Here is a 26398-nt window from a genome sequence, read left to right as displayed (position 1 = left end):
CTTCATGCTGGATCGTCCTTTTCATCGGTCGATCCACCTTATGCCCCTGTCTCAGAAACCGGCACCTCCTCTCTCAGACGCGCAACGAAATGGGCGAGGCGCAACGAAATGGGCGAGGCGCTCGCCAACTGGGTGTACTTGGCACTCGACAGGTTGCAGCCAATGGCATGAGGAACGCCGGTTGCGAGGTGACGAATACTGGGGCGGCGCTGGTCTCTTGCGGATCGGGCCTTCCGCCGCAGGCCCGCAACAGGCGCTTGCAAGCGGCAGCCGGTTGGCCGGGTCGAACGCCGCAGAAACGCATGAGCGACAAGATGCCGCGCGCAACCGCCAGGCCAGGAACGCGGCGCCGGCGGGAAAAGAGGGCAAGAGAGAGCCACCGGTCAGCTCTCTCTTGCCACCCGAAGGACCCTCACCACCACGCTTGGGTCAAACGGGCCGAACTCTCTGTCGGCCTGTCCTGTTTAGCCTGACGCAAGGTCAGGCGCAAACATCAACCGCTCCCGATTTTAGATAATTCTCCTTGGCCTCATCCGCCGGCTCGGCTAGGTTCGCGCCGCAATCCGAAACCAGGAGCACAGGATGGCGCAACGCCTTCATCTCGTCTTCGGCGGCGAACTGGTCGATCCTACCCGCACCGAATTCCGCGACACCAAAGACATTCACATCGTCGGCGTCTTTCCGAACTATGCCACGGCCCATGCCGCCTGGAAGGCCGAGGCGCAGCGCACCGTCGACAGCGCCCATACCCGCTATTTCATCGCCCATCTGCACCGGCTGCGCGACGAGGAACGCGAGGTCAGCCCGACCGAGGAACTGGGCGCCTGAACGCGCCCGCGCCGCCATGGCCCCCGTCACGGCGACCGCCTCGCTGGCACTCTGGCTGCACCTGCAGCGCCGCGGCGCCATGGCGCCGGGCGCGGAAACCCCGCCCGACCCGCCCGCGGGCGAGGGGCCGCTGATCCTGCTGCATCTTTCCGACCCCGCGCGCGAGGCCCCGCCCGTGGCGGCGCTGATCCGCGCCATGCTGGCGCGCCGCCCCGGCCTGCGCCTGGCCCTGACCGGCGGCGTCGCCCCCGAGGGACTGCCGCCCGACCTGCGCCTGGTCCGGCTGCCGCGGCCGCGCGATCCGACCTCGGTGCGGGCGGTGCTGGACCGGCTGGCGCCGCGCGCGCTGCTGCTTCTGGGCGAGCAACTGCCGGCGGCGCTGATCGCCGGCATGGCCGAGCGCAACCTGCCGACGGTCCTGGCCGAGGCGCGGCTGACGACGCAGACCGGGCGCGGCCACTGGCGCGGCGCGATCAACCGCGCCCTGATGGCGCGCATCACCCGCATCCTTGCCCCCGACTCCATCGCATTCGCCGCCGCCCGGCAACTGGGCGCGGCACCCGAGCGCATCGAGCTGACCGGTCCGGTGACCGAGACCCTGCCGCCCCTGCCGGTGAACGAGGCCGAGCGCCGGGCGCTGGCGCAGATCCTGGGCGGGCGCCACATCTGGCTGGCCACCAGCCCGACCCTGCCCGAGGTCACCGCGGCGCTGACCGCGCATCGGGCGGCGCTGCAGCACAATCATCGCGCCCTGCTGATCCTGGCCGGGCTGCCCGGGGACGCCCCTTCGGCCATCCGGGCCGAGGCGGAATCGCTTGGGCTTTCGGCGGTTTTGCGTTCGGACGATGACGATCCTTCGCTCGACGACCAGGTGCTGATCGCCGAGGACAGCCATGAGATGGGCCTGTGGTATCGGCTGGCGCCGGTCTGCTTCATGGGTGGCACGCTGCTGCCCGGTCCCGGTCTCGCGCCGCGCCATCCGTTCGAGCCGGCGGCACTGGGCTCGGCCATCATCCACGGCCCGGCGACGCAGGCGCATGCCGCGGAATGGGTGCAGCTTGACGGCGCCTCGGCAGCGCGCACGGTCACCGGCGCCGCCGGGCTGAGCCGGGCGGTCGCCGATCTTTCCGCCCCCGATCAGGCGGCGATGCTGGCCGGCAACGCCTGGTCGGTCAGCACCGGCGGCGCCGCCGTGCTGCGCCGCATCGCCGATACCGTCATCGACGTGATGGAGCGCCCGGCATGAGCCGCAGCGCCCCCGATTTCTGGTTCCGCCCCGCGGGGGCGGCGGCGCGGCTGCTGTCGCCGCTGGGCGCGGCCTATGCCACAGCCACCGCGCGCCGGCTGGCCCGCGGCACCCGCGCGCGCCTTGGCGTGCCGGTGATCTGCATCGGCAACCTGAATGCCGGCGGCACCGGCAAGACCCCGGCCACCATCATGCTGGCGCAGTTGCTGCAGACCCGCGGCATCGCGGCGCATATCGTCTCGCGCGGCTATGGCGGCAGCGAAAAGGGGCCGCTGCAGGTGCAGGAATCGCGCCACCTCGCCGCCGAAGTCGGGGACGAGCCGCTGCTGATGGCGGCCTTCGCCTCGGTCTGGGTCGCGGACAGCCGGCTTGAGGGGGCGCGGGCCGCCAGCGCCGCCGGGGCGCAGGCGATCCTGCTGGACGACGGTTTTCAGGACCCGTCGCTGGCCCATGACCTGTCGCTGGTGGTGGTCGATGCCGCGCGCGGTTTCGGCAACGGGTTGTGCCTGCCGGCCGGGCCGCTGCGCGAACCCGTTGCCCGAGGCCTGGCCCGCGCCGACCTGCTGCTGTCGATCGGCGACGCTGCGGCGCAGGCGCGGTTCGACCGGGAATGGGGCGCGCGCCTGGCGCTGCCGCATCTGCGCGGGCATCTGGCGCCCTTGCAGACCGGCATGGACTGGCAGGGCCAGCGCGTGCTGGCATTCGCCGGCATCGGCCATCCCGAGAAATTCTTTGCCACCCTGCGCGGCCTTGGCGCCGAGGTCGTCCGCGCCGAGGCGCTTGCGGACCACCAGCCCTTCACCCCGCAGCTTCTGACCCGGCTCGAGACCGAATCGCGGCTGTCCGGCGCGCAGCTGGTAACGACCGAAAAGGATGCGGCGCGGCTGCCTCGCAGCTTTCGCCCCAGGGTTCTGGTGCTGCCGGTGCGGCTGCAACTGCAGGACCCGGCGCCGCTGATCGCGCGGCTGGCGGCACTGGGGCTTTAGCAAGAAAGCCCCGGGCGATCCGGGGCCTTCCTGTGTGGGGCCTATTTGCCGGCTTCGGCCAATTTGGCGTCGATGATCTTCTTCAGCTCGTCCCAGGGCTGGTTCTGCACGGTTTCCCCGGCGATGACGAAGGTGGGCGTGCCCTCGATCGCGTCCTTGCTGGCATGGGTCTGGAAGGTGGCGACCAGATCGGCGACCCGCTGCTTGTCGTTCCAGCAGGCGTCCATCTGCTCGGGGGTCATGCCGGCCTTGGCGCCGATCTTGCGCAGATTGGCGGCGATCTCTTCGCCGGTCTTGGCGGAAAGCCAGGTCTTCTGGTCGGCAAAGATCAGGTCCGAGACGGCGTAATACTTGTCGTCGCCGCCGCAGCGCGCGAGAATCCCGGCCCAAAGCCCGACGGCATCGAAATAGACATCGCGCTGGATGAAGCGAACCTTGCCGGTGTCGATGTACTCCGCCTTCAGCCTGGGCCAGTTCTCCTCATGGAAGGCGGCGCAGTGGCTGCAGGTGAAGCTGGCGTATTCGACCATGGTCACCGTCGCGTCCTCCTGGCCCAGCACGATGTCGGGCAGGACCTTGCCCTCAAGCGTCGGCACGGCGGTCTGCGCATTCTCGGCGGGTTTCGCCTCTTGCGCCGCCAGCGGCAGCGCCGAGAGGGTCAGCGCGGCCGCGGCAGCGGCGACAAGAGAACGGCGAAGCAGCATCATGGATTGGCCTTTCGGTCGTTGGGGTCCCTGCGGGACAGGATGTTCAGCGCCATCTGCCGCATGGCGGCGGCAAGCGCGGGGTCGTGAAAGCCCGCTGCGACGCGATCGGCGGCGGCATGGCAGGCGGGATCGGGGGGCGCGGCGCGGCGCGGCGCGGCCAGAAAGGCGGCCTGGCCCTCGGCAAAGCCGGTGGGCGCGGTCTGGGTCAGCACGATGCGCGACACGGCGTTGAAGCCGTAGCATGCGTTCACCCTGTCGCGGATCTGCGGCAACTGCATCTCGATCATCGGCGCGCGCGCGCCGGAAACCAGCAGCGTCAGCGTGGCACCAAAGCCCTTGCCATGGCCGATCTTCACCGGACGGGCATGGGCGGCGATCTCGGGGCCGACGACATCGGCCCAATGCGTCAAGAGCCGCGCCACGGCAAAGCCACGGCTTTCGCCGGCCTGGCGCACCCGCTGCGCCACAAGCTGCGCCGCCGCCTCAAAGCCGCGCATCCGACGGCGAGGTTGCGAATCCTGCCTGTTCTGGGCCATGCTGTCCCGCCTGTTGAACCTGCCCGCCAGTCTGGACCGGCGCGCAGCCGGACGCCAGAGAGATGAGCCTGAAAATTGCGTGACACAAGGGTGATCGCCGCCGAACTGCAGCACTGGTATGACCGCCACGCGCGCGACCTGCCCTGGCGGGTGCCGCCCGGCCGCGGCCGCGCCGATCCCTATCGCGTCTGGCTGTCCGAGGTGATGCTGCAGCAGACCACGGTCGCGGCGGTGAAAGCCTATTTCCAGCGCTTTACCAGCCTCTGGCCCACGATCGAGGCCCTTGCCGGCGCCGATGAGGCGCAGGTGATGGCGGAATGGGCCGGGCTTGGCTATTACGCGCGCGCCCGCAACCTGATCGCCTGCGCCCGCGCCGTCGCCGCCATGGGCGCATTCCCCGACACGCGCGCCGGGCTGGCCGCCCTGCCCGGCATCGGCCCCTATACCTCGGCCGCGATCGCGGCCATCGCCTTCGAGCGCCCCGAGGCCGTGGTCGACGGCAATGTCGAGCGCGTCTGCGCCCGGCTGTTCGCGCTTCAAACAACTCTGCCCGCCGCCAAGCCGGAACTGCGGGCGCTGGCCGCCAGCCTGACGCCGCAGACCCGGCCCGGCGATCACGCGCAGGCGATGATGGATCTGGGCGCCACGGTCTGCACGCCGCGCAACCCCGCCTGCGGCATCTGCCCGCTGGCCGGCGACTGCCGCGCCCGCGCCGCCGGCATCGCGGCCGAGCTGCCGCGCAAGGCCGCGAAACCGGCCCGGCCGCAGCGCCGCGGCCTGGTCTGGATCGGCCATGCCGCCCATGCCGTGCTGGTCGAGACGCGCCCGGCGCGCGGGCTGCTGGGCGGCACGCTGGCCTTTCCCTCCAGCGGCTGGGACGGCAGCGACCTGCCGCCTCCGGCCATTGCCGACTGGCAGGAAATCGGACTGGTGCGCCATGTCTTCACGCATTTCACCCTGGATCTGACGGTGATGGCCGCGCGGCTGACCGGGGCGCCGCAGCGCGGCACCTTGGCGCCGCTGCAGGATTTCGACCCCGGCGCCCTGCCCGGGCTGATGCGCAAGGCCTGGGCGCTGGCCCGCCCCGAAATCGCCGCGCCCCTGCCCCGTGCACGCCACAGCTGACTGCCCAACCCCCGGCGCGAAAAGGCCCCGTCCAGCCTGCGCCGGACGGGGCAAGGTGGTCCCGGTCGCGCCAGAGCTCGCGATGCGTCGGGACCAGGCGATCGGGGGAATCAGTGGGCGCGGCGCTCGTCCGCCTCCATCTCGGCGCGGATCTGCTGGCGCAGGATGTCGATGGGCACCATCCGCCCCTCGCGGCGGAAATGCCAGTAGGTCCAGCCGTTGCAGCTTGGCGCGCCCTCAAGTGCTGCGCCGACCTGATGGATCGAGCCCTTGACATCATTGCCCACCAGGCTGCCATCGGCGCGAACCTTGGCCTTGTGGCGGCTGTTCATGGAATACAGTTCCTCGCCCGGGCGCAGCATGCCGCGCTCGATCACCTGGCCGAAGGGCACGCGCGGCTCGGCGCGCTTGGGGCGGATGGTGGCGATGGCATCGCTGTCAAAGCGGCGCACGCGGGCGATGCGCTTTGCGGCCACTTCGCGATAGGCCGCCTCGCGCTCGATGCCGATAAAGTCGCGGCCCAGCATCCTGGCCACCGCGCCGGTGGTGCCGGTGCCAAAGAACGGATCCAGCACCACGTCGCCCGGGTTGGTCGAGCCGACAAGGATGCGGTGCAGCAGCGCCTCGGGCTTTTGCGTCGGATGCGCCTTGCCCCCGTCCGCGTCCTTCAGCCGCTCGCCGCCGGTGCAGATCGGCAGCACCCAGTCCGAGCGCATCTGCACGCCTTCGTTCAGCGATTTCAGCGCCTCGTAGTTGAAGGTGTATTTCGCGCCCTCGGACCTGCTGGCCCAGATCATCGTCTCATGCGCGTTGGTCAGGCGCTTGCCGCGAAAGTTCGGCATCGGATTGGCCTTGCGCCAGACCACGTCGTTCAGGATCCAATAGCCCTGGTTCTGCAACTCGGCGCCGACGCGAAAGATGTTGTGATAGGATCCGATGACCCAGATCGCCCCGTCAGGTTTCAGGATGCGGCGCGCCGCCGCCAGCCAGTCGCGGGTGAACCGGTCATAGGCGGCAAAGCCCGAGAACTGGTCCCAATGCTCGTCCACGGCATCGACGCGGGAATTGTCAGGGCGGTGCAACTCGCCCTTGAGTTGCAAGTTATAGGGCGGATCGGCAAAGATCAGATCGACGCTCATCTCGGGCAGCGAGTTCATGATCTCGATGCAGTCGCCTGCAAGAATCTGGTTAAGGGGCAGCGTTCGCGCCATGGCGCGGGATCTGGTATCAAGCTTGCTCATCATTGCCTCGGGTTTCGGCTGTTTGGTCGCCGATTGCATTGCCCAATGATGATTCACCGCTGATTCGCCGTCAAATTCTTTATTGAATCAAGGTCTTGCGGTTTGATCTTTACACAAGATGTTGTGGATCGGCGCGAAGCTGCGCCTATGATGTGGGGTTATCCCCAGATCTAGCAGCGCCTGCCGGTGCGCCGGCGTCGGGTATCCGGCATTGCCCTCCCAGCCATAGCCGGGGTGCTGTTGCGCCAAATCCACCATGATGCGGTCGCGCATCACCTTGGCCAGAACCGAGGCCGCGGCGATCGACAGCGACCGCGCATCGCCCTTGACCACCGCCTGTCCGGGCAGATCCAGCCCCCGGGGCAGCATATTGCCGTCGACCAGCACCAGCGAGGGGCGCCGGCGCAGCCCGGCGATCGCCCGGCACATGGCCAGATGCGAGGCGCGCAGGATGTTCAGCGCGTCAATCTCTGCGACGCTGGCATGGGCCACCGACCAGTCGCAGCAGGCCATGATCTGCTGGGCCAGGGCCTCGCGCCGCCTCGCCGTCAGTTTCTTGGAATCGTCCAGCCCCTCGGGGATGCATGCGGCATCGAGGATCACCGCCGCCGCCGTCACCGGCCCGGCCAGGGGGCCGCGGCCGACCTCGTCGACACCGGCGACCAGCCGCGCCCCCTGGCGAAGTGCTGCCTCCTCCAGCGCATAGTCGGGCGGACTCATGCCTCGACGGTCACCCGGGCGATGGTGACCTCTTCCAGGTTCACGCCCGCGCCCTCGCGGTCGACAACCAGGAAATCCGCGGCGCGGTCCAGCGGCGTCAGCACCCCGTGCCAGACCCCGGCGCGCAGGTTCACCCCCATGCCGGCAGGCACCAGAAAGGCGATCGGCGTCCCGGGCCTGCCGCCCTCGTCCGGCGCCACGATCGACAGCCATGGGTCGGACCCCAGCGGCACGAATGCCTGGCTGCCCAGCGGGTGACGCTCGAGCAATGTGCAGTCATAGGGCAGGCTCACCGGCTCGGAGCGGAAGATCGAGATGATCGCCTCGCCCTCGCCGCGCTCGACCGTGGCCAGCGCGTGATGCCTTTCGCAGCGCCCGGCATTGATCATCTTGCTGGGCGTGGCGCGCGGGGTCAGCAATTCGCCGAATGGAGCGAATGCCTCGGCGGTGATCGGCCTCGTCTTGATGCTGGTCATGTCTTGTTCCGTTTCCCAAATACCCGAGGTCCGGGGCAGTGTCCCCGGCCTGTTGCTCAGAACCGCGGCAGCCGCGGCAGGAAGATGGTCAAAAGCCCCATCAGCGGCAGATAAGAACAGATCTGGTAGACGAATTCGATGCCTTTCGCATCCGCGATTACCCCCAGAACCGCAGCAGCTATGCCACCCATTCCGAAGGCCAGGCCAAAGAAGATGCCGGCGATCATGCCGGTGCGGCCCGGCACCAGTTCCTGCGCAAAGACGATGATCGCCGGAAATGCCGAGGCCAGGATCAGCCCGATCAGCACCGTCAGAACCCCGGTCGCGGCCAGGCCCACATGCGGCAGCGCCAGGGTAAAGGGCAGCACGCCCAGGATCGAGAACCAGATCACCTTCAGCGTGCCGACGCGGTCGCCCACCAGCCCGCCCAGCATCACCCCCGCGGCCATGCCGCCCATGAACAGGAACAGCATGACCTGCGCGCCCTGGGTCCCAAGTCCGAAGCGCTCGATCAGGAAGAAGGTGTAAAAGCTCATGATGCTGGAAATGTAGACATGCTTGCTGAAGGTCAGCGCCGCCAGCACGACGATCGCCGCACCGATGCGCCGGCGCGACAGGGGCAGCGCCCCGGCATGGCGCGCAGCCACGCTCTTCCTGCGGCCCTCGGCCCAGCTGCCGATGCGCCACAGCGCCGCCGAGCCCAGCATGGCGGCGATGGCGAACAGCGCCACCGAAGGCCGCCCCAGCGGCACCACCACAAAGGCCGCCAGCAGCGGCCCCATGGCCTGGCCGAAATTCCCGCCCAGCTGGAACAGCGATTGCGCGGTGCCGAAACGCCCGCCCGAGGCGATGCGCGCCACGCGCGAGCTTTCGGGATGAAACACCGCCGAGCCGACGCCGATCAGCATCGCCCCCGCCAGCAGCACCCAGTATTCATGCGCCAGCCCCAGAAGCAGCACCCCGACCACCGTCGAGCCCATGCCGACCGCCAGCGAACGCGGCATCGGATGGCGGTCGGTGACCATGCCCACCAGCGGCTGCAGCAGCGAGGCCGTCACCTGAAAGGCGAAGGTCATCATCCCGATCTGCCAGAAGGACAGCGAGAACTCCTCGCGCAGCAGCGGATAGATCGCCGCCAGCATGGATTGCATGATGTCGTTGACCATGTGGCACAGGCTGATCGCGATCAGCACCGCCCATGCGGTCACCGCGGCATCCGGGCCGCGGAAGGTCGAAGCTGCCGGCATGAAGTCACCTCTCGTGGCGTCCCCGGTTTGTCCTGCCCGACCGCGCGAATGTCAACCGCGGGGCACCCGCCGCGACGGCCGGACCGCAATCGCGCGACGGTTGCCGCATCCGCTTGCCTTGCGCCCCGGATTTCGGCACAGTTGCAGGCAAAACGACAAGACCACAGGCAAACAGAGCGAACCCGAGCATGACCCCCAACCGCCCCGGCAGCGGCCGGATCTTCTGCCTTGCGCTGACGCTTGCCGCGACGGCGCTGGCGCCGGCCGCGGCCCAGACCGGCGCCGCCACGGCAAGCGCCCAGACCTCGAACGCCTCGGCCAGCAAGGCCCTGGCCGCGATCACCGCGGCCGAGATCGAGGCCGCCAGCTATGACGGCGGCGACCTGCCGCCCGGCCAGTCCGCGCTGACCGCCAAGGTGCAGATCCTGCTCGACCGCTCGGGCATCTCGCCCGGGGTGGTGGACGGCTGGCGCGGCGGCATGAGCGAAAGCGCGATCAAGGCCTTTCAGCGCCGCGCGGGCCTGCCGATGACCGGGCGCATGGACCATGTGATCTGGGATCTGCTGCACGGCTTTGCCGCCCTGCCGCTGACCATGGAATACACGATCACCGAGGCGGATGCCGCCGGGCTGGTGGACAGGATCCCGGCCGATTACGGCGAGAAGGCCGGCATGAGCTCGCAGGGCTTCACCAGCGTGCTGGAAAGCCTCGCCGAGCGCTTTCACATGGACGAGAAATTCCTCGCCAAGCTGAACGCCGGCAAGCAGTTCCTGCCCGGCACCACCATTGCCGTGACCACCCCGGCCAAGCCGATCCGCGCCAGCGTCACCCGCATCATCATCGACAAGGACACGCGCCGCGTCGCGGCCTATGACGCCAAGGGCCGGCTGGTGGCGGATTACCCGGCCACCGTCGGCTCCTCGGACACGCCCTCGCCGCATGGCAATCATGTCGTCGATGCCGTGGCGGTGAACCCGACCTACACCTACAACCCGCAGCGCAATTTCAAGCAAGGCGAGAACGACAGCGTGCTGATCATCCCGCCGGGGCCGAACGGGCCGGTGGGCAATGTCTGGATCGACCTCAGCGAGCCGACCTATGGCATCCACGGCACCGCCACGCCGTCGCGGCTGTTCGTCAACCAGTCGCATGGCTGCGTCCGGCTGACCAACTGGGATGCGCTGGAACTGGCGCATATGGTCAAGCCCAGGGTCACCACGGTCGAGTTCCTGCCCGCGGGCACCAGCATTGCCGACGTGACCGGCACAGACCCCGCGGCGACGGCGACCACGGCGGCACCGGTCAGGATCGCCGCCACCCGCCCGCGGCCGAGGGCCGAGCGCCTGCCCGCACCGGAGAGTTCCGACATGGCGCAACCGGCGCAGCCGGTGCCGGAGGTGGCGCAACAGGTGCCAGCGGCGGCGCCCGATCCGCTGGCGGCCACGCTGAGCAGCGCCATGGCGGGCGCGGGTGTCACCGTGGTTCCGGCAGCGGCCCCGGCCGCAGCCCTCGCCGCCGGGACGCAGGCCATGCCCTCGGCGCTGGCCCAGGGGCCGGCACAAGCCGCGCCCATGTCGCAGGCAAGGCCCGCGCAGCCGCCCCGGCGCCTGCTGCCCTGAGCGCCTGCTGTCCTGAGCGCCTGCTGTCCTGAGCGCCTGCTGTCCTGAGCGCCTGTGCCGCGCGCGGAGATCGGCCATGGCCGCGCAGCCGCAGGAGAATTGGGGCAACAGAAGGATGCAGGCCGCCCCGGATGCCGGCGGATAGACCGGAGTGAGCCTGCCGCCCATCCGCCGGCACCGGACCCGGCCCGGCGGGGGCGGTCACTTGCCCATGACCTCTTCCTCGACGCGCATGCCGCCGACGACGCCCAGGGATTTCAGCTTGCGATGCAGCGCCGAACGCTCCATGCCGACGAATTGCGCCGTGCGGCTGATATTGCCGCCAAAGCGGTTGATCTGGGCCAGCAGGTATTCGCGCTCGAACAGTTCGCGCGCCTCGCGCAGCGCGAGGCAGGTGATCTGCGGCCCCAGCGCCAGGGCCTCACCATTCGTGCCGCCGCCGTTCTGCGGCTCGAGCTCGGACGGCAGGATCGGGCCGGTGCCGTCGCCCAGGATCAGCACGCGCTCGATCACGTTGCGCAACTGCCTGATATTGCCCGGCCAGCCCATGGCCTGCAGCGCGGCGCTGGTCTCCTCGGGCAGGGCGCGCAGCGCCAGCCCCTGGGCTGTGTGCAACTGGTCGATGAAATGCTCGGCCAGCAGCGGGATGTCATCGCGCCGCTCGGCCAGCGAGGGCACGGCGACCGGCACCACGTTCAGCCGGTCGTAAAGCTCCTGGCGGAAACGGCCGGCGGCGATTTCCGCCGCAAGGTCGCGGTTGGTCGAAGAGATCACCCGCAGGTCCACCCGCACCTTGTCGGTGCCGCCCGAACGCTGGAACTGCTGTTCGGTCAGCACGCGCAGGATCTTGGGCTGGGTGCCGAGTGGCATGTCCGCCACCTCGTCAAAATAGATCACCCCGCCATGCGCCTGTTCCAGCAGGCCCGGCTCGATGCCGCGCTCAGAGGTCTCGCGGCCGAAAAGCACCTCCTCCATGTGGTCGGGCTCGATCGTGGCGCAGGAGACGGTGACGAAGGGCGCCCGCGCGCGCGGGCTTTGCGCGTGGATGTAGCGCGCCGCGGTTTCCTTGCCGGCGCCCGGCTCGCCGGTCAGCATGACGCGGCCGTTTGATTTCGTTACCTTGTCCAGCTGTTCGCGCAGGCGCCGGAAGGGCGCGGAATTGCCCAGCATCTCGCCCGCTTTCGCATCGGCGCGCTTCAGCGTCGAGTTCTCGCGCCGCAGCCGCGAGGTCTCCATGGCGCGGCGGATCACCACCAGAAGCTGGTCGATGTTGAAGGGTTTCTCGATGAAGTCATAGGCGCCCTGCCGGATCGCCGCCACCGCGATCTCGATATTGCCATGCCCCGAGATGATCACCACCGGCACGTCGGGGTTGTTGCGCTTGACCTGCTTGAGGATGTCGATCCCGTCCATCTTGCTGTCCTTGAGCCAGATGTCGAGGATCATCAGCGCGGGTTCGGCGGCGTTCAGTTCCGCCACCGCCTGGTCGGAATTGGCGGCAAGACGGGTGCCGAAGCCTTCGTCGCGCAGGATGTCGGCAATCAGTTCGCGGATGTCGCGTTCGTCATCGACAATCAGAATATCGCTCATTTCGTGGTTTCCTGCTCGTGTTTGAGGCGGCGCGCCGAGAGGCGCACCGGCTGGCGTTCGCGCGGCAGACGGATCTCGGCCATGGCGCCCCGGCCTTCGGGGGCGTCGGTCAGGACCAGGCTGCCGCCATGTTCCTCGACGATCTTCTTGACGATCGGCAGTCCCAGCCCGGTGCCGCCGGGCTTCATGGTGACATAGGGTTCAAACAGCCGCGTGCGGTCGGCGGGCAGGCCGGGGCCATTGTCGGTGATGCGGATGGTGACGGCATCGGGGGCCACCGTCAGCACCAGCGCGACCCGCGGCACCCAGGCCTCGGGCGGGTCGGCGCGCAGCTCGTCGATGGCCTCGCCGGCGTTCTTCAGCAGGTTGGTGAACACCTGCCCCATCATGCCGGCATCGGCATCGACGATCACCGGCTGATCGGGAATCTCCGAGACCAGCGCGCCTTGCAGCGCGTCGCGCTGCATCAGCTCGGTCTCGCGCAGCAGCTTCGCGATGTCGGTTTCCTTGCGGTCGGGTTCGGGCATGCGGGCAAAGCGAGAGAATTCGTCCACGATGCGGCGCAGGTCATTGGTCTGGCGGATGATGACCTCGGTATATTGTTCCAGCGCCTCGCGTTCAGTGCCGGCGATCGGGCCGAATTTGCGCCGCAGCCGTTCGGCGGAAAGCTGGATCGGGGTCAGCGGGTTCTTGATCTCATGCGCGACGCGGCGGGCCACGTCGCCCCAGGCGGCCATGCGCTGCGCCGAGACCAGGTCGGTCACATCGTCCAGTGCCACCACATAGCCCTCGAGGCCGCCGGCGGCGCCGCGCCGGATCGCCATGCGCACCAGCAGGCTTTCGACGCGGCCCTCGCGCGACAGGCGCACCTCGTCCTGCACCGATTCGTTGACCGATTGCGCCAGGCGTTCGAACAGCGGTGCGAATTCCGGCACCGCCTCGGAGAGCAACCGGTCATGCGCGGTCGCCGGATCCAGGCCCAGAAGCCGCGTCGCCGAGCGGTTCAGGAAGTCGATCTCGCCCGCCGCATCGAGTCCGATCACGCCGGCGGTGACCGAGGACAGCACGGAATCGAACAGCCGGCGCTGGTCGTCGGCGGCGCGATAGATCTCGACCAGTTCGGCGCGCTGCTGCTTGAGCTGCCGCGTCATGCGGTTGAAGCTTTCGCCCAGGGTCTGGATCTCGTCTCCGGTGTCGGCCGCGGGAATCTGCAGGTCCAGATTGCCCTTGCCCACCTGTTCCGAGGCCTCGGCCAGCCGTCCGATCGGCCGCGACAGCCGTTCGGCGAACCACAGGCCCAGCCACATCGCCGCCGCCACCAGCAAAAGCGCAAAGCCCAGATACAGCAGCGAGAATTCCAAGAGCACCCGGCCGCGTTCCTGTTCCAGCCGCTGGTATTCGCCCACCGTCTGGCGGGTGTCGTCCAGCAGCCCCAGCAGGCTGCCGTCCACGTCGCGGGTGACGTAAAGATAGCGGTCGGCCAGCGGCTTCAGCGGCACCAGGGCACGGAATTCGTTGTTCTGCCAGTCCTCGATCAGCACCAGCCCGGTGCTTGCCGCCTGGTCGAACTGCGCCGGCGTCGGCTGTTCATACCAGAACTGATAGCTGCGCTCGCCGCGGGCGCGGATGGTGCCGCGGCCGTCGATGACATAGGCCTCGCGCAGCCCGCGCTGGATCTGCGCCTGGCCCTGGCCCAGCAGCAGCCGCAATTCGCCGTCGTCCAGCATCGGGTTCTGCCGCGCCGCCTGGGTCAGCGCCCCGGCCAGCAGCTTGGCGTCATTGGTCAGGTCGCGGCGGTGTTCCTCCTGATAGGCCTCGGCCGCGGCCAGCGAGGTCGAGACCACCTGCTGCACCTGGTTCGAAAACCAGCCCTCGAGGCCGATGTTCACCGTCAGCCCGGCAAACAGCGCCACCAGCACCGTCGGCACCAGCGCGATGGTGGCGAATATCCCCACCAGCCGCATGTGCAGCCGCGAACCCGCCGCCGACTTGCGCCGCGCCGCGACGATGCGCGCCATGCGCGCCGCCACCAGCCCGGTCAGCACGATCAGGTAAAGCAGGTCGGCCAGCAGCACCAGGCGCAGAGCCGACCCGCCCGTGCCGGCCCCGGCCAGGGGACCGATGACCGCAAAGGTCAGCACCGCCAGCAGCGGCCCCAGCAGCACCAGACCCAGCGTTGCCGCATTGCGATAGCGCCGCAGCCGCCAGCCACGCGCCAAGCGATCCCATGTGCCTGTCGACAGCGTTCCCGCCACCTTGCCCGTCCTCGCGTCTCGCCGCTGTATCGCGGCCGTTCTGTGGCCGTTCAGCGACTGATGCAGGGCCATCTGTGGCCATTTTACATCAATTTGCGACGCCTGGCCACATCGATGTTCAGGTCGGTCAGCTTCTTGCGCAAGGTATTGCGATTTATGCCCAGAAGTTCGGCGCAGCGCATCTGGTTGCCGCCGGTGGCGTCCAGCGCGATCTGCAGCAGCGGCCGCTCGATCTCGTGCAGGATGCGGTCGTAAAGGCCCGGCGGCGGCAGGTCGTCGCCATGCAGGTCGAAATAGCGCTGCAGATGCATTTCCACCGATTGCCCCAGGCGCATGGCGGCAGGCTCGGGCGCGGCAGCCGCCAGCGCGGCCGCGCGCGGCGGGGCGGCGGCCGCGGGTTCGGGTAGCGCCGCGCGCAACTCGGCCTCGGTGATCTCGGGCCCGGCGGCGGTCAGCGCCAGGCGGCGCATGAGGTTCTCCAGTTCGCGCACATTGCCCGGAAAGACATGCGCGCGCAGCCGCGCCTCGGCCCCCGGGGCCAGGTCGCGCTGCGGCAGGCCCTGGCTGCGGGCGCGCGCCAGCAGGTGGCGGGCCAACACCGGGATGTCGTCAAGCCGCGCGCGCAGCGGCGGCACGGCGATCGTCACCCCGGCCAGGCGATAGTAAAGATCGGCGCGCAGCCGACCGGCGGCGACATCGGCCTGCGGATCGGGGCCCGAGGTGGCGACCAGCCGCGGCACGGCATCGCGGCGGGCGCCCGATTCGGCGGCCTCGATCATGCCGACCAGCCGTGCCTGCGCGCCGGCGTCGAAACCGGCCAGATCCTCGATCAGCAGCGTGCCACCGCGGGCGCGGGCGGCGGCGGCATGCATGGCCTCGTCGCGCTGGTCGGCGGCGGTCAGCACCACCAGCTGCGCCTCGCGCCGGTCGGAGAGGTCGTGGAAGGACCGCGCGACCACGCTCTTGCCCACCCCGGCCTCGCCGGCGATCAGCACCGGCAGATCGGCCTTCAGCACCCGCGCCACCATGCGAAACAGGGTCTGCATCGCCGGCGCATGGCCGATCAGCGGCAGCGAGGGATCGGCGGCGACCGGCGCCGGCCCGGGGGCGGCGGGTTCCTGGCGGCGCTGGCGCCGCGCCAGCGCCTGCCCGGCGCGCGCCAGCAGGTCGGGCAGGTCGAAGGGCTTGGGCAGATAGTCGAAGGCCGCCGCCTCGGTGGCGCGGATCGCGGTGACAATGGTGTTCTGGGCCGAGATCACGATCACCGGCAGGCCCGGCCGCGCCCGGGAGATGGCCGGGATCATGTCGATGCCATTGCCGTCGGGCATCATCACGTCAGTGATGACCAGATCGCCGCGCCCCTCCTCGACCCAGCGCAGCAGCTGCGCCAGCGAGCCGGTGGCATGCACCCGGCAGCCGGCGCGGCCCAGCGCCTCGGTCAGCACCGTGCGGATGGTGCGGTCGTCATCGGCGATCAGAACGGTGCCATCCATGCAAAAACCTCAGGCCTTGGGCAATGAGATGCGGAAAACGGTGCGGCCGGGCCGCGAGTCGAGGGCAATCCAGGCGCCGTGATCGGCAACGATCTTCGACACCAGCGCCAGCCCCAGCCCGGTGCCGTTCTCGCGCCCCGAGACGAAGGGCTCGAAGACCTGCTCGGCGATGGAATCGGGGATTCCGGGGCCGTCGTCCTCGATCTCGATCTGCAGCGGCAGGCAGCGGCCCTGCGGCGCATCCCGGCCCGGCGCCAGGCGCAGCGTGCCGTCGTAAAGCGTGCGCAGGCGGATGGTGCCGGCCTCAGACCCGTCGCGGCCGATCGCCTCGGCGGCATTCCTGACCAGGTTCAGGCAGACCTGCACCATCTGGTCGGCATCGGCCAGCGCCGGCGGCAGCGAGGGGTCGTATTCGGGCAGGATGCGCAGCCCCTTGCCAAAGCCCAGCTGCGCCATGCGCCGCACGCGCTCCAGCACGTCATGCAGGTTCACCGCGGCCAGCGCCGGCGGCGAGGTGTCGCCAAAACGCTCGACCTGCTCCAGCAGCGCCACGATGCGGCGCGATTCCGCCACGATCATCTCGGCCAGGTCGCGGTCCTCGGCGGCAAGGTTCATGCCGATCAGCTGCGCCGCGCCGCGGATGCCGGCCAGCGGGTTCTTGATCTCATGCGCCAGCATCTCGGCCATGCCGATAGCCGAGCGCGCCGCCTGCCGCGCCGCCTGTCCCGGCCCCAGCCGCGCCGGCAGCGCATGCGGGGCGATCAGCAGGATGGTGCCACCCTCGGGGCTGGCGGCGGGGGCGGCATGCAGGGTGCCCAGCCGGTCCGAATGCCCGCCCAGGCGGTCGCCGATCTCGAAGCGCACGCGGTCGCGGTTCAGCCCGTCATGGCCGCCGCGCATGTGTTCCAGAATCGAGGCCAGGGTCGGCACGATGCGCAGCCGCTTGCGCAGCTCGGGGCCCTCAAGCGCCAGGCCCAGCGACGAGCGGCATGATACGTTCAGGAACGCCTCGGCCTGGTCGTTCATCGCCACGATCCGGCCCTGGGCGTCAAGCAGCAGCGCCGGCAGTGGCAGCGCCGACCAGTTCGGACCCTGGGCATCCGCAGGGGTTTCGGCGGCAGGGGTTTCGGCGCGCGCCTTCATCCAGGCACCGCCTCGGCAGCGTCAAAGCCGGCGCGGATCGCCGCCAGCGCCGCCTCGGGCGTGGCGGCGCGCAGCAGTTCAGTCCGGTTCGCGGCGCCATTCGCCTCGGCATACCAGCCCAGATGCTTGCGCGCCACGCGCAGGCCCAGCTCGCGCCCGTAAAGCGACAGGATGTCGTGGTAATGCTCGGCCACGGCATCGGCCAGCGCGCCGCCGCGTGGCACCTGCGGTGCCGGCGTGCCCCAGAGTGCATGCGCGATCTGGGCCAGCCGCCAGGGCGCGCCCTGCGCCCCGCGCCCGACCATGACCGCATCCGCGCCCGATTGCGCCAGCGCCGCCCGCGCCGAGGCCGCGTCCACCACATCGCCATTGGCGACCAGCGGCGGCCTGCCGGGCAGCCTTGCCACGGCGCGGATCGCCCGCCAGTCGGCGCGGCCGGAATAGAACTGCGCCCGGGTGCGGCCATGCACGGTCAGCATGCGCACCCCCGCCGCCGCGGCCCGGGCGGCCAGGTCCGGCGCGTTCAGGCAGGTCTCGTCCCAGCCCAGCCGCATCTTCAGCGTCACCGGCAGGTCCGGCACCGCCGCGACCACCGCCGCGACCAGCGCCAGCGCGTGGTCCAGATCGCGCATCAGCGCCGCGCCCGAGAGCCCCCCAGTCACCTTGCGCGCCGGGCAGCCCATGTTGATGTCGATGATCCGCGCCCCCATGCCGGCGACGATGCGCGCGGTCTCGGCCATGGCTCCCGCCTCGCGACCGGCGATCTGCACCGAGACGGGCGCCGCGCCCTCGGTCAGCGCCTTGGCGCGCACCCCGGCGCGGGTCGAGGGCCGCGGCGTCACCATCTCGCTCGAGGCGACCATCTCGCTGACCATCAGCCCGGCGCCGCCGTGGCGGGCGACCGCGCGGCGGAACGGCAGGTCGGTGATGCCGGCCATGGGCGCCAGGAAGACCGGAGGTCCCAGCCGCAGGGCGCCAAGGGTGATCGGTTCGGACAGGGTCATGGAAAAACTCGTAAGCCGCGGCGGCGGGATGCAAAGGGGGTTGCCGCAGTCCGGGCCGGCTTCGGCGCCGCGGCGGGGGGTGTCTGCCGCAAATCCGTGCGGCCTGCCCAAATAACGTGCAAACCCCGGGGCGTCAAATGTCGCAAGCGGGCATGCGCCATGTCGCTCCTGCTCTGGCCTGCCGGCGCCGCCGGGGCTAGACTGGCCCGCAGGCGACAAGAGGAGCGGCACCATGTTTCTATCGGTCTTCGACATCTTCAAGATCGGGGTCGGCCCGTCGTCCTCGCATACGATGGGGCCGATGGTGGCGGGTGGCCGGTTCCTGGCCTCGCTGGCAGGTCAGCCCTTCCGGGCGCAGGGGCTGCGCGCCAGCCTGCACGGCAGCCTGGCCTTTACCGGCAAGGGCCATGCGACCGACCGCGCCACCATCCTGGGCCTCGCGGGCTTTCTGCCCGAGACCATGGCCATCGAAGCCGCCGAGGCGGCGCTGGCGCTGAACCGCGAGACGAAGCTTCTGTCGCCGCCGGGCCTGGGCGATCTGCACTTCGATCCCGACAAGGACCTGATCTTCGACTTCAAGCAGCCGCTGCCCGGCCATGCCAATGGCATGGTGCTGATGGCCACCGACGCGCAGGGCGATGTGATCTTTCGCGAGATCTATTATTCGATCGGCGGCGGTTTCGTGATGACCGCGGCCGAGCTCGAGGCGCGCGGCGACGAGACGCGCTCGGACGCCTCGCCCAAGGTGCCCTTCCCCTTTGCCAAGGCCGCCGAGATGCTGGAGATGGCCGGCAGGTCGGGCAAGTCCATCGCCGAGATGAAGCGCGAGAACGAGCGCATCTTCCGCACCGACGCCGAGATCAGCGCCGGCATCCACCGTATCTGGCAGGTGATGCGCGACTGCATGGACCGCGGCATGGCAACCGGCGGCACGCTGCCCGGCGGGCTGTCGATCCGCCGCCGCGCCGCCGGCCTGCACGAGAAACTGCTGGCCGAGGCCGGCATGAACCAGAACGCGCCGCATGTGATCAACGACTGGATGTCGATGTATGCCATGGCGGTGAACGAGGAAAACGCCGCCGGCGGCCAGGTCGTGACCGCGCCGACGAATGGCGCCGCCGGCACGGTGCCGGCGGTGATCCGCTACTGGCTTGAACATGTGCCCGGCGCCTCGGAAAGCCGGGTCGACGAGTTCATGCTGACCGCGGCGGCAATCGGCGGGCTGGTCAAGCACAATGCCTCGATCTCGGGCGCCGAGGCAGGCTGCCAGGCCGAGGTCGGCTCGGCCAGCGCCATGGCGGCGGCGGGGCTTTGCGCGGTGCTGGGCGGCACACCCGAACAGGTCGAGAACGCCGCCGAGATCGCGCTCGAGCATCACCTGGGCATGACCTGCGATCCGGTGCGCGGTCTGGTGCAGGTGCCCTGCATCGAAAGGAACGGGCTGGGCGCGATCAAGGCGGTCTCGGCCGCCAGCCTGGCGCTGCGCGGCGACGGCCAGCATTTCGTGCCGCTGGACGCCGCCATCGAGACCATGCGCCAGACCGGCCGCGACATGAGCGACAAATACAAGGAAACCTCGCTGGGCGGGCTGGCGGTGAACGTGCCGAACTGCTGAACTGTTGCAAGGATCCGCGCATGCCCGGCCGCCGTCGCCGCCGCGGCCTGTCGGCGCTTGCCCAAGCCCGGGCCTTCCTGTAGCCAAGTGGCACAAGCAAAACCCAAGGAACCGGGACAGAGCAGATGAAAATCCGTTCGGCATTCGCCGTTCTCTCGATGACTGTTGCCCTTGCCGCCTGCGGCAACCTGCCCTTCCAGCAGCAGGAACGCGCCGCCGAGGCCCCGGGCCATTCCGGCCCGCCCACGGTCTCGCCGCTTGAGCAGCCGATCGAGACCGGCGCTGCCGGCCGCGCCGTCGCCACCGCCGAGGCCAGCACCACCGCCACCGCCATGTTCAAGGCCGCGGGCCCCGGCTGGACCGCCACCGCCGCCGACAAGACCGCCGTCTATGAACGCCCCGGCCAGAAGTCGCTGGGCGTCGCCGTGCGCCGCATGAGCTATGCCCGCGGCACCGAGTTCATCGGCAATATGAACGGCCAGGTCTTTGCCCTGAACATCCGCGCAGAAGCCTGCGAGACCAATGGCGGCAAGTGGCCCTTCACCGCCACGCTGCGCGTCGGCAGCCAGCGCCTGACCGGCTGCGCCGCGGCCACCGATGTCATGCCCAAGGCGCAGGCCAGGGCCTCGAGCGCCGGGCCGAAGCCCAAGGCGGCTGCCAAGCCCGCCGCGCCCGCCGCCAAACCCGCGGTGCCGAAAGCCGCCGAGACCCTGCCCGCCGCCGCCGAACCGGCCAAGCCTGCCGCCGAGCCCCCAGCTGTCGTCGCCCCGGCGGCGACCCCGGCGCCCGAGGCCCCGGCGGCAGCGCCGGCGACCCCGGCACCCGAGGCACCGGCACCCGCCGAGGCGCCCGCCGCCGAAAAACCCGCCACAGAAAAGCCCGCCGAAGACAAACCCGCCGCGACCGGGGGCGTGCCCGCCCCGGCGCTGATCCTGCCGGTGCCGCCCGCCGCAGGCAACTGACCCCGATGCGGGGCGCCGGTGCCAGCAGGCCCGGCGTCCCGCCCCCGTCCGCCGCCCGGCGCGCGGCGACCATGACCTGAGAGGACCGCCCATGCGCGCCCATTCGACGCTTCTTCGCCGCCTCATGGCCTCGGCCGTGCCGGTGGCGTTGCTTCTGGGACCGGGAAGCAGCCCGGCCCGTACCGACCCCATGATCGGCGACACGCTGAACGCCTATGGCCTGCCCGGCGCCATCGACACGCCCACCGCCGAGATGCTGCCCGACGCCACCTTGGGCGCCACGCTGTCCTATTCCGACCTGGCCCGGCGCAACACGCTGACGTTCCAGGCCCTGCCGCGGCTGACCCTGGCGCTGCGCTATTCCCGCATCGACAGCCATTCGGAATCGCGCGGCTACATCTGGGATCGCAGCTTCGATCTGCGCTATCAGTTCCTGGACGAGGACCCCGAGGGCTGGCGCCCGGCGCTGGCCGTCGGGTTGCAGGACTTCATGGGCACCGGCATCTACAGCGCCGAATATCTGGTGGCGACCAAGACAATCACGCCGCGACTGCGCGTCTCGGCCGGCCTCGGCTGGGGCCGCCTGGCCAGCGCCGGCAGCATCGGCAGCATCGGCACCCGCCCCGACCCCGACGAAGAGGAAGGCGGCACCCCCAATGTGGACCAGTGGTTCCGCGGCGATTTCGCGCCCTTCGTCAGCGCCACCTGGGCTGCGACCGACAGGCTTTACCTGACGGCGGAATATTCCGGCGACGACTATGCCTGCGAGACCGGCGGCGGCGACGGCTGTGCCCGCGGTGCCTGGATCAGCGACAAGGACGAGTTGAAGAACCGGCTGAACCTGGGCTTTGCCTATCGCATCGGCCAGAATTATCAGCTGGGCGGCTATGTGCTGGGCGGCAAGCAGTTCGGCGTGCAGATGAGCGTGGCGATGAACCCGCGCCAGGCCCCCTACCCCTCGGGCCTGCAGAAGGCGCCGGCGCCGGTGCGTCCGCGCGTCTCGCCCGGCGCCGATCCCGAGGGCTGGTCCGGTGCCTGGTCCGCCGATCCGACGGCGCAGCCGGCGATCCAGAAGGCGCTGGGCGACGCGCTGGCCAAGGAAGGCCAGGTGCTGGAAAGCATGGCGCTGGACGCGAACCGCGCCGAGGTCCGCATCCGCAACACCCGCTACATCCAGCAGGCCGAGGCCATCGGGCGCACCGCGCGGCTGATGACCCGGGCGCTGCCGCCCTCGGTCGAGACGCTGGTCATCACCACCTCGAAAGAGGGGCTGCCCACCACCTCGCTGACGCTGAAACGCTCGGATGTCGAGCGGCTGGAAAATACCGAGGCCGGGCTGATCGCCGAGGCCGCGGTGCTGACCAGCGCCGATCCGCGTCCGGGCAACCTGGTGCTGACGCCGGGCCTGTTTCCGCGGCTGAGCTGGGCGCTGAAGCCCTATTTCTCGTCCTCGATCTTCGACCCGGACGATCCCTTCCGCTATGAGATCGGCGCCGAACTGGCCGCCGAATACGAACCGCTTCCGGGTTTCATCCTGTCGGGCAGCGTCCGCCAGCGCGTGCTGGGCACAACGGAACAGGAAGGTCCGGGCGGCATGACCCCCGAGGAATACGAGGCGCTGGACAGCGACTATAACGCCAATGGCGTGCCGCGCGTGCGTTCGGACGGGCGCATGTATTCGGGCAATACCAGCCCGGTCGTGTCGCGCCTGACCGCCGCCTGGTATGCCAAACCCGCCGAGACGGTCTACTCCCGCGTCACCGTCGGCCTGCTGGAGCGCGCCTATGGCGGCGTCTCGGGCGAGGTGCTGTGGTGGCCGGCGAATTCGCCGCTGGCGCTGGGCGCCGAGGTGAACCGCGTCAGAAAGCGCGATTTCCGCGACGCCCTCGGCTTTCGCGATTACGAAGTCACCACCGGTCATGTCTCGGCCTATTACGAATTCAGCCACGGCATCACCGCGCAGCTGGATGTCGGCCAGTATCTGGCCGGCGACAAGGGCGCGACGCTGACGCTGAGCCGCAGCTTCGCCAATGGCTGGCAGGTCGGCGCCTGGTTCACCAAGACCGACATGAGCACCGAGGATTTCGGCGAGGGTGCCTTCGACAAGGGCGTGACCATCTCGGTGCCGCTGGGCTGGGGCATGGGCGAGCCCTCGCTGCGGCGCGTCGGCGGCGACATCCGCTCGCTCTCGCGCGATGGCGGCTCCAAGCTGCGGGTCAGTGGCCGGCTTTACGACAAGGTCCGCGACAGCCATTCGGGCCAGCTTTACCAGGGTTGGGGGAGGTTCTGGCGATGAACCGCGTGACACGGGCCCTGCTGGGCTGCGCAATGCTGATCGGGCTGAGCGCCTGCGGCAATGCCACCGACAAGAACGATTCGATCTATGTCAAGCTGGCGCAGGCCGCCCGGCAAGGCGTCGCGCAGCGCAATGCCAAGCCGGCCCCCGCGCCCGATCCCTCGGCCATGGCGGCCGAGGCGCTGCGGGTGAACCCGGGCCCGCTGATCCTGGTCGGGCTGGAAAACCTTGGCCGCACCCAGGTCCTGGCCCTGACCGGCGAGAATGCCGGGGCGCGCACCTACATGACCGCAAACGAACAGGCACTGGTCCTGCGCGGCGGCATGCTGGCCGGCACGCGCGGGCTGGGCCACGACCTGTCGGTGGCCGAGATGTCGGGCTCGGCGGCGCTGGTCCGCGCCGGGCGCAGCGGTCAGGCGCAGCGCGTCATGCGCTACTGGACCGGCGACGGGCTGGAGCGGCCGCTGCCGATGGATTGCACCATCACCCCCGGCCCGAAACCCGGCGTGATGCTGGAAAGCTGCGAGGGGCTGGGGGCGAAATTCCAGAACAACTATCTGGTGCAGGGCGGACGCATCACCGTCTCGCGCCAGTGGATCGGCCCGGCGCTGGGCTATGTCACCATCCAGGAACTGCGCCCCTGAGCGCAGCCGCCCGGCCGGAAACGAAAAGACCTGCATCGGCAGATGCGGGTCTTTTCGTTTCCGCGACCGGCACGCATCACGCATGGCCGGCGCGCAAAAGGAAAGGGCCGGCCCGAAGGCCAGCCCCTGTCGGTCCCACGCGGGTCCGAATTACTCGGCCGGGGTGGTGCTGTCGTCGTCGTCGTCGTCGCTGTCCGAAGCAACGGCAGCGATGACGCCCAGCAGCAGCAGCGCCGGAACGACGAGGCCATAGTTCGACGAACCGGCGTTTTCTTCAACGACGACCGGCTCGACTTCCACGACGGGGGCGACATAGCCACCGGCGAGAGCGGTCGAAGCGGTCAGGCCCAGGGCAAGGGCGAAAGTAGCGATTTTGGTCATGATCATGCTCCGTTCAGTACTTTGAAGGCTGCCGTTCCCAGCAACATCGCAGCGACAGTCGCATAAACCCAAGGGCTTGGAAAGCGGTGTTCATCGGGCAAATGCGCGCGTCCGGGGCGACTGTTGCATATTAGCCAACACCTTCCGGATTTGGCGGGATCCCGCCCGCGACATGGCGGGATCACGCCGGATTTTCGGTCACGGCGCGGGCGGCCTGGCGCGGTAAAGCCCCAAAATCACGGCATGAATCACTACGGCGGCCGCCACGATCGAGGGTCCTGCCGGCGTGTCAAGACGCAGGCTGGCCCAAAGCCCGCCAAGCACCGCGACGGCGCCGATCAGGGTGGCGGAACCGGCCATCTGCTCGGGCGTTCGGGCGAATCCGCGCGCCGCGGCGGCCGGCACCACCAGCATGGCAGAGATCAGCAGCGCGCCGACAATGCGAATCGCGATCGCCACCACCAGCGCCAGAGCCAGCGACAGGATCAGCCTCTCACGCGCCGGATCGATTCCCGCCGCCATGGCCAGCTCCTCGTTGACCGAGGCGGTGACCAGCCGCTGCCAGCGCCAGATCAACAGCGCCAGCACGGCCGCCGCCCCGCTCCAGATCCAGACCAGATCCGCGCGGCTGACCGCCAGGATGTCGCCAAAGAGGAAGGCCTCGAGCCCGCCGCGCAGGCTGGGCACGAAACTGGCCGCGACCAGGCCGAAGGCCAGCGCGCCATGCGCCAGCACCGCCAGCACGGTGTCCGCGGTCTGCCCGCGCCCGGTCAGATGCGCCACGATCAGCGCCACCGCCAGCGCGACGCCCAGCGTGCCCAGATAGATCGGCAACGAGAAAGCCAGGCTCAGTGCCACGCCCAGGATCGCCGCATGGGCGGTGGCGTCGCCGAAATAGGCCATGCGCCGCCAGACCACGAAAGAGCCCAGCGCCCCGGTCGCCAGCACCAGCCCAAGCCCGGCCAGCGCCGCGCGGATCAGGAAATCGTCAAGCATCTTGCCTCGGGTGGTTGTGGGCGCAATCGGGGCCGTGGACATGGGGCTCGGCGACGTGGTCGTGGTCATGGTCGTGATGGTGCTGATACAGCGCCAGCGTGCCATGCGACTGCGCCCCGAACATGGCGCGATAGGCCGGGGCGGCGCTGACCGCCTGGGGCGTGCCCTCGCAGCAGACATGGCCATTCAGGCAGACCACGCGATCAGAGGCACGCATCACCACCAGCAGGTCGTGGCTGACCATCAGCACCGCGGCGCCGGTCTGGGCGCGCACCTCCTCGACCAGCTGATAGAAGGCGACGATGCCGGGCTGATCCAGCCCCTGGGTCGGCTCGTCCAGCACCAGAAGCTGCGGCGCGTTCAGCAGCGCGCGCGCCAGAAGCACGCGCTGGAACTGCCCGCCCGACAGCGCGGCGATCTGGCGCCCCTCAAGCCCGGGAACGCCGGTGCGCTCCAGTACCGCCCGCGCCTCGGCATCCAGGACCCGGCGCGGCAGCGACAGAAAGCGGCGCACGGTCATCGGCAGGGCGCGTTCGATATGCACGCGCTGCGGCACATAGCCGATGCGCAGCCCCTCCTGCCGGGTGACGCGGCCGGAATCCAGCGACACATGGCCCAGAAGCGCCCTGACCAGCGTCGACTTGCCCGAGCCGTTCGGGCCGACGACGGTGACGATCTCGGCCGGGCGGATGTGGAAATCGACATGGCGCAGCACCGGCAGGTCGGCCCCGGCATGGCTGACGGAAAGATCGCTGGCGCGGATCAGGTCAGGCATCGGCGGCCCCGGCGCAGCGGGCGCAAAGCCCCAGCAACTCGACCGTGCGCCGCTCGATGCGAAAGCCGGCGCCGGCGGCCAGCGCCGCCAGCGCCACGCGCAGCTCTGGCGCATCGGCCTCGGCCACCTGTTCGCAGCCGCGGCAGATCAGGAAGGCGGGGGAATGGTCGCGCTGCTGCGACAGGCAGGCGGCATAGGCGTTCAGCCGCCGCACGCGATGCGCAAGACCCTGTTCGACAAGGAAATCCAGCGCCCGATAGGCGACCGGCGGCTGCTTGCCGAACCCGTCCGCCGCCAGCCGTTCCAGCACCTCGTAGGCGCCCATGGCACGATGCGATTCCAGCAGAATCTCGAGTGCGCGGCGGCGCACCGGGGTCAGGCGCACGCCCTCGCGCCGGGCCTGGGCCTCGGCGCGCTGCAGCACCGCCTTGGCGCAATGGGCGTGGTCGTGGTCGTGAAACGGGTCGGCGGGAGGGTCGGGAAACTGCGGCATGTTATATTATCACAATTGGC

At 69.8% G+C, this 26398-nt stretch carries 24 protein-coding genes; 9 read left to right on the top strand and 15 right to left on the bottom strand.

The features are described from left to right. Positions 1-582 precede the first annotated feature (582 nt). Genes WMK75_RS09835 through lpxK form a run of 3 tightly spaced genes read left to right on the top strand, consistent with a single transcriptional unit; the run spans position 583 to position 3060 of the window. The gene (locus tag WMK75_RS09835) at positions 583-828 is read left to right on the top strand and encodes a DUF4170 domain-containing protein (protein WP_347267505.1); all 246 of its coding nucleotides are present in this window, start codon (positions 583-585) and stop codon (positions 826-828) included. Between the two features lie 16 nt (positions 829-844). Next, entirely contained in the window at positions 845-2074 is a 1230-nt protein-coding gene (locus WMK75_RS09830; RefSeq protein WP_347267504.1) for a glycosyltransferase N-terminal domain-containing protein, read from the top strand. After that, positions 2071-3060 carry a tetraacyldisaccharide 4'-kinase gene (gene lpxK / locus WMK75_RS09825; protein WP_347267503.1) on the top strand — a complete coding sequence of 330 codons (990 nt, stop codon included), beginning with the start codon at positions 2071-2073 and terminating at the stop codon, positions 3058-3060. Before WMK75_RS09830 ends, lpxK begins: the two co-directional genes overlap by 4 nt. Before the next feature lie 41 nt (positions 3061-3101). Here lpxK and WMK75_RS09820 read toward each other — a convergent pair whose 3' ends face one another. Together WMK75_RS09820 and WMK75_RS09815 are read right to left on the bottom strand one after the other, a co-directional pair. Next, positions 3102-3767 (bottom strand): DsbA family protein, encoded by a 666-nt coding sequence (locus tag WMK75_RS09820; RefSeq protein ID WP_347267502.1) that lies wholly within the window; start codon positions 3765-3767, stop codon positions 3102-3104. After that, positions 3764-4303 (bottom strand): DUF721 domain-containing protein, encoded by a 540-nt coding sequence (locus tag WMK75_RS09815; RefSeq protein ID WP_347267501.1) that lies wholly within the window; start codon positions 4301-4303, stop codon positions 3764-3766. Before WMK75_RS09815 ends, WMK75_RS09820 begins: the two co-directional genes overlap by 4 nt. A 75-nt stretch (positions 4304-4378) precedes the next feature. On the opposite strand from WMK75_RS09815, the gene WMK75_RS09810 reads away from it, so the two are divergent. Then, positions 4379-5428, top strand: coding sequence for an A/G-specific adenine glycosylase (locus tag WMK75_RS09810; RefSeq protein WP_347267500.1), 1050 nt, complete (start codon positions 4379-4381; stop codon positions 5426-5428). Positions 5429-5538: 110 nt separating this feature from the next. Here WMK75_RS09810 and WMK75_RS09805 read toward each other — a convergent pair whose 3' ends face one another. From WMK75_RS09805 to WMK75_RS09790, 4 genes are all read right to left on the bottom strand, one after another. Beyond that, positions 5539-6669, bottom strand: a complete 1131-nt coding sequence (locus WMK75_RS09805) for a site-specific DNA-methyltransferase (RefSeq protein ID WP_347267499.1) — start codon at positions 6667-6669, stop codon at positions 5539-5541. Between the two features lie 87 nt (positions 6670-6756). After that, a complete protein-coding gene (locus WMK75_RS09800) occupies positions 6757-7389 on the bottom strand; it encodes a ribonuclease HII (protein WP_347267498.1) in 633 nt (210 codons plus the stop codon). Then, the gene (locus tag WMK75_RS09795) at positions 7386-7865 is read right to left on the bottom strand and encodes an ureidoglycolate lyase (RefSeq protein WP_347267497.1); all 480 of its coding nucleotides are present in this window, start codon (positions 7863-7865) and stop codon (positions 7386-7388) included. The genes WMK75_RS09800 and WMK75_RS09795 overlap by 4 nt, the downstream gene beginning before the upstream one ends. Before the next feature lie 56 nt (positions 7866-7921). Further along, positions 7922-9112, bottom strand: coding sequence for an MFS transporter (locus tag WMK75_RS09790; RefSeq protein WP_347267496.1), 1191 nt, complete (start codon positions 9110-9112; stop codon positions 7922-7924). A gap of 188 nt (positions 9113-9300) precedes the next feature. On the opposite strand from WMK75_RS09790, the gene WMK75_RS09785 reads away from it, so the two are divergent. Then, complete coding sequence (locus tag WMK75_RS09785) at positions 9301-10731, top strand: L,D-transpeptidase (protein ID WP_347267495.1); 1431 nt, start codon at positions 9301-9303, stop codon at positions 10729-10731. A gap of 201 nt (positions 10732-10932) precedes the next feature. Here WMK75_RS09785 and WMK75_RS09780 read toward each other — a convergent pair whose 3' ends face one another. From WMK75_RS09780 to dusB, 5 genes are all read right to left on the bottom strand, one after another. Continuing rightward, entirely contained in the window at positions 10933-12321 is a 1389-nt protein-coding gene (locus WMK75_RS09780; protein WP_347267494.1) for a sigma-54 dependent transcriptional regulator, read from the bottom strand. Beyond that, positions 12318-14576, bottom strand: a complete 2259-nt coding sequence (locus WMK75_RS09775) for a PAS domain-containing sensor histidine kinase (RefSeq protein ID WP_347267493.1) — start codon at positions 14574-14576, stop codon at positions 12318-12320. The genes WMK75_RS09780 and WMK75_RS09775 overlap by 4 nt, the downstream gene beginning before the upstream one ends. 83 nt (positions 14577-14659) lie before the next feature. After that, positions 14660-16069, bottom strand: a complete 1410-nt coding sequence (locus WMK75_RS09770; RefSeq protein ID WP_347267492.1) for a sigma-54 dependent transcriptional regulator — start codon at positions 16067-16069, stop codon at positions 14660-14662. 9 nt (positions 16070-16078) lie between these two features. Continuing rightward, positions 16079-17212, bottom strand: a complete 1134-nt coding sequence (locus WMK75_RS09765) for an ATP-binding protein (protein WP_347267491.1) — start codon at positions 17210-17212, stop codon at positions 16079-16081. Next, positions 17209-18216: a tRNA dihydrouridine synthase DusB gene (gene dusB / locus WMK75_RS09760; protein WP_347267490.1), complete on the bottom strand. Its 1008-nt coding sequence runs from the start codon at positions 18214-18216 to the stop codon at positions 17209-17211. Before dusB ends, WMK75_RS09765 begins: the two co-directional genes overlap by 4 nt. Positions 18217-18448: 232 nt before the next feature. Here dusB and WMK75_RS09755 point away from each other — a divergent pair, with 232 nt between their 5' ends. From WMK75_RS09755 to WMK75_RS09740, 4 genes are all read left to right on the top strand, one after another. After that, the gene (locus WMK75_RS09755) at positions 18449-19831 is read left to right on the top strand and encodes an L-serine ammonia-lyase (protein ID WP_347267489.1); all 1383 of its coding nucleotides are present in this window, start codon (positions 18449-18451) and stop codon (positions 19829-19831) included. A gap of 125 nt (positions 19832-19956) precedes the next feature. Continuing rightward, positions 19957-20793, top strand: a complete 837-nt coding sequence (locus WMK75_RS09750) for a hypothetical protein (protein ID WP_347267488.1) — start codon at positions 19957-19959, stop codon at positions 20791-20793. Positions 20794-20884: 91 nt separating this feature from the next. Then, on the top strand, positions 20885-23089 hold the full coding sequence (locus WMK75_RS09745) for a YjbH domain-containing protein (RefSeq protein ID WP_347267487.1): 2205 nt from the start codon (positions 20885-20887) through the stop codon (positions 23087-23089). Further along, the gene (locus WMK75_RS09740) at positions 23086-23733 is read left to right on the top strand and encodes a YjbF family lipoprotein (protein ID WP_347267486.1); all 648 of its coding nucleotides are present in this window, start codon (positions 23086-23088) and stop codon (positions 23731-23733) included. Before WMK75_RS09745 ends, WMK75_RS09740 begins: the two co-directional genes overlap by 4 nt. 150 nt (positions 23734-23883) lie before the next feature. On the opposite strand, the gene WMK75_RS09735 is transcribed toward WMK75_RS09740, so the two are convergent. The 4 genes from WMK75_RS09735 to WMK75_RS09720 form a co-directional block, all read right to left on the bottom strand. Next, positions 23884-24120, bottom strand: a complete 237-nt coding sequence (locus WMK75_RS09735) for a hypothetical protein (protein ID WP_347267485.1) — start codon at positions 24118-24120, stop codon at positions 23884-23886. Positions 24121-24312: 192 nt separating this feature from the next. Continuing rightward, complete coding sequence (locus tag WMK75_RS09730) at positions 24313-25110, bottom strand: metal ABC transporter permease (RefSeq protein WP_347267484.1); 798 nt, start codon at positions 25108-25110, stop codon at positions 24313-24315. Next, positions 25103-25885, bottom strand: coding sequence for a metal ABC transporter ATP-binding protein (locus tag WMK75_RS09725; RefSeq protein WP_347267483.1), 783 nt, complete (start codon positions 25883-25885; stop codon positions 25103-25105). Before WMK75_RS09725 ends, WMK75_RS09730 begins: the two co-directional genes overlap by 8 nt. Then, a complete protein-coding gene (locus WMK75_RS09720) occupies positions 25878-26378 on the bottom strand; it encodes a Fur family transcriptional regulator (protein ID WP_347267482.1) in 501 nt (166 codons plus the stop codon). The genes WMK75_RS09725 and WMK75_RS09720 overlap by 8 nt, the downstream gene beginning before the upstream one ends. Between the last annotated feature and the right edge of the window lie 20 nt (positions 26379-26398).

Origin of the sequence: Paracoccus sp. (in: a-proteobacteria) (assembly GCF_039808215.1) — a bacterium.
Classification (GTDB): Bacteria; Pseudomonadota; Alphaproteobacteria; order Rhodobacterales; family Rhodobacteraceae; genus Paracoccus.
The sequence above is the reverse complement of the archived record's forward strand: the minus strand, read 5'-3'. Positions and strand labels throughout refer to the sequence as shown.